We start from the raw sequence: 3,217 nt of genomic DNA on the forward strand, positions 1-3,217 counted from the left end.
GAAAGCATCGTCCCGATAGACCAGAGGCCTACGATGCACTAACATTTTAACCGGACCACCCGATGGGGGCACGCCAAAGCGCGCCCATGTTTCTGGGCCTTCATGCTGCATGACATGGCGTGACAACGCGCGATGTGTTGCCCAAGCCAGTTCTTCACCCTCGGTGCCATAGCGGGCTTTCAACTCGGCTAGGGTGCCAACCAATTCCCCCAACAATTGTTCTTCCGGGGCCGGAGATGCCCCCGGTGGCGGTTTGTCAAAATTCGGCATCTTCAAAATTCCTTTCTCAAATCATGGAGTGAAAAATGTCTGACGAGAACGATACCAAATTCCAGCGTGAGCAATCAAATTTGACCGCGCGCGGGTTGGACGCCCAATCGAAAATTCACGAGCGTTTCAATCTTGAAACCGAACGTGGACAACGGATCGCTGAGGCATCGCCGGAAGCACAGAAAATGATCCAAGATCAGATCACGCTTGAAGATCGCCAAATGGAAAATGAACAGCGGTCCCAAGCGCGCAGTCATGAGTTTCGTGTTCTCAAGGAGCGTGACAAACTCACACGCGAGTTCTTTGACAGCCCTCAGCCCATTCCGAGTGACCCTGCCGCAAAGCAGGTCATTCACCAAAACATCTGTGAACAAGCAGATCGTCGGGTGAATGAGCGCGAAACTTATTACCGTGATCAGATTTCGAAGCAAACGGATCGCAATGTCGATGAAATTCTAAAAATGGATTTCGAGCGGCAACAAGGTCATCAGCACGATCCCGATCAAGATTGGGAGCGTGAGTGATGTCCCAAAAAAATGACAGCATGATCAGCGCCGCCATCCCGGCGCTGATCTCATACGGCGTCTATGCCAATCTGAGGGGCAGTTCGGCTGATCCGACTTGGCTGTATTTGTCCGGGGGCTGTGCTGCGTTTTTTGGCACGGTCGCTGCGATCCGCTTTGCTCGCGATTGGGGCATCTGGTTTGCGGCCAAGCAGTTGGCGAAGCCCATTGGAATTTATGGCGCGACACGTGGGCTCAACGAACATGATCCACGCGAGTTTGGCTTGAAGACAACGAACACAAACGGCGATGGCCTGTTCTTGGGAATGAAGTCTGATGACGTCAAGCCAATGCCCCTGTTCTATGATGGGGACTCTCATGGTTTGATCGTTGCCGGGACGGGCGGCGGCAAAACGTCATCCCTATCAAAACCGATGCGCTTGAGTCTTGGCGCACATCGCAATGCGATCATCACCGCCAAGGGTGAAGACATGGCCGTGTCTCTCCATCGGTTTTTGACCAAAGAGCTTCGCCAAGAGGTCGTCTGTATCGATCCTTATCGGTTGATGAAACGCCACGGGATCAAAAGCGATGACTACAACCCCTGTGACGTGTTGGTTGCTCTGGTGGGCGAAAGCTCGCCAGAGATTTTTGAGAAGGCACACGAGATTGCACTGGTGCTCCTGCCGGAACATTCGCCCGGTGGGGGTGAGAACAAAATCTTCCGTGACATGGGGCGCGGCTTCATCGCATTCGGTCTGATTTTTCTGGCCATTGAACAAGCCAGCACTGGAGAACTGTGCTGCAACCTTGCCTATCTCAATCGTCTGCTCAATGAGGGAACGGACGAACTGGCAATGTTCTTTGGTCGTATGGCAGCCTGCCCGGACTATGATGGCGCTGTGGCGCGGGCTGGCCGCCGGATGCTGAGCAAGTTCAAGAAATCCGCCAAATCGGCGGAGAACTTCATCACAGAACCGCAGGCGGCACTCCAAATTTTCGAGCCCGTGACCCATATCGGAAAAAGCGTGGAATACACGACCTTCAATCCAGCCGATTTGAAGACACCGGGCAAGAAGATCACGATCTTCATCATCCTGCCACCGGAAAAGTCTCAGCTCACATCGACCTACATTGGGCTTTGTCTCAACATGCTGCTGGTGGGCTGTATTGAGGCCAACCGTTTTGAGCCCCGCGTGACCGTGTTGGCTGACGAGTTCGAAAACATTGCACCGGGACCGCTGCCCATTGTCGAGCGGGTGCTCAAGATCGGACGTACACGCGGCGTCCAGCTTTGGGCATTTGCACAAGCCATGCAAGGCGGTCTCGAGGCCAAGTACGGCGATTTGGCACAGATGTTTTTCAGCCAAACCGCTGTTCAGCTTTTGTGGGATATTCGCAATGTCGATGAAGCAGAGAAATATTCCAAACGCGCAGGCAAGGTGAGCTTTATCAAGCCGCATTTCGGGCCTGCTCAAGACCTCTATGATCAGCGCCCACAAGAAGAGCCCATCGATTACATTCGGATTGATGAGTTGACTCAGATGCCCAAGTTCAAGTCGATTTTGTTTTTCGAGCAAAACCCACCAATGATGCTTGATCTGGTTCATTACAATCAATGCGCCGAGTGGTCAGAACTGGTGGACTCGGTTCCCGGCGCGCCTGCGGAACCAGAGTTCGCGCGCCAGTTCAGCGTTACACCGCGCGAACCCAAGTCATCGCGGCTGAGATCAGCGGCAAGGCGGTTCGGGCAAAAACTTCGCTCAGAATAATACGCAATCGGCACGGTGCGACCGGGCCGATTACCACCTTATTTTCCCTTTCATCTCAGAAAACCGGAGGCAGCCATGCCAAAGCTAACCCGTGGGCAAAAGCTCGTGCAGATATATTTCAGCGTCGTGTCCAACCCGCTTTGGCCGCTGCTAAAGCTGGGAGTCATTTTGGCGATACCGATTGTGGCAATGCTGATCTACGGCCAGCCCGGATTGCGCATTCAGTATTGGTATCGCGGCAGCTATGCCGATCCGTTCTACACCAAGTGCAAATACCTGACGCTCTTTGACGGCTGGCAAATGCATTTCCCGGCGATCTCCGGCGGCGCGGGCTGCCCGATCATCGAGTTCTTTCCCTTTCAACTCACTCAAATTTTTGGAGGTTAATCATGCTGTCTACACAGACCAAAACCGTAATTTTCATCAGTGCCATCGTTTCGGGGCTTCTCAACTATGCGGGGCTCTCGCTCGGCATTCCATCGGATGACTGGTGGATGCTCACCCTTTGTGCCCTGACGGGGCTGGTAGTCACTTTGATCATTTCGGCCTTTTGGAACCACGCGTTCGCCGTCGTGCCGGATTTGACCACGGGGGCCATGGAATAGCCCCCTGAAAGTGGTCCACCAACTGGGATAGATTTGTCCCGCAATTGGAGGATCAGCGATGGCTGGG

The 3,217-nt window shown here is 53.7% G+C and carries 5 protein-coding genes; 4 read left to right on the plus strand and 1 reads right to left on the minus strand.

The window, feature by feature from the left end:
* Positions 1–270, minus strand: a 270-nt coding sequence (locus VK792_RS19385) for a hypothetical protein (protein ID WP_326299558.1), incomplete at its 3' end; no start/stop codon positions are given.
* A 35-nt stretch (positions 271–305) separates the two neighbouring features.
* Between VK792_RS19385 and VK792_RS19390 the strand changes: the two genes are divergently transcribed.
* From VK792_RS19390 to VK792_RS19405, 4 genes are all read left to right on the plus strand, one after another.
* Positions 306–794, plus strand: a complete 489-nt coding sequence (locus tag VK792_RS19390) for a hypothetical protein (RefSeq protein ID WP_326299559.1) — start codon at positions 306–308, stop codon at positions 792–794.
* A gap of 20 nt (positions 795–814) precedes the next feature.
* The gene (locus tag VK792_RS19395) at positions 815–2,545 is read left to right on the plus strand and encodes a type IV secretory system conjugative DNA transfer family protein (protein ID WP_326299561.1); all 1,731 of its coding nucleotides are present in this window, start codon (positions 815–817) and stop codon (positions 2,543–2,545) included.
* A gap of 75 nt (positions 2,546–2,620) precedes the next feature.
* Complete coding sequence (locus VK792_RS19400; RefSeq protein ID WP_326299562.1) at positions 2,621–2,932, plus strand: hypothetical protein; 312 nt, start codon at positions 2,621–2,623, stop codon at positions 2,930–2,932.
* Between the two features lie 2 nt (positions 2,933–2,934).
* Entirely contained in the window at positions 2,935–3,150 is a 216-nt protein-coding gene (locus VK792_RS19405; RefSeq protein WP_326299564.1) for a hypothetical protein, read from the plus strand.
* Positions 3,151–3,217: the final 67 nt, after the last annotated feature.

Origin of the sequence: Mesobacterium hydrothermale (genome assembly GCF_035818635.1) — a bacterium.
Classification (GTDB): Bacteria; Pseudomonadota; Alphaproteobacteria; order Rhodobacterales; family Rhodobacteraceae; genus Mesobacterium_A; species Mesobacterium_A hydrothermale.

Coding starts and splice junctions, on each gene's coding strand:
- VK792_RS19405 (WP_326299564.1), top strand. CDS start 2,935: ATGCTGTCTACACAGACCAAAACCGTAATTTTCATCAGTGCCATCGTT.
- VK792_RS19400 (WP_326299562.1), top strand. CDS start 2,621: ATGCCAAAGCTAACCCGTGGGCAAAAGCTCGTGCAGATATATTTCAGC.
- VK792_RS19395 (WP_326299561.1), top strand. CDS start 815: ATGATCAGCGCCGCCATCCCGGCGCTGATCTCATACGGCGTCTATGCC.
- VK792_RS19390 (WP_326299559.1), top strand. CDS start 306: ATGTCTGACGAGAACGATACCAAATTCCAGCGTGAGCAATCAAATTTG.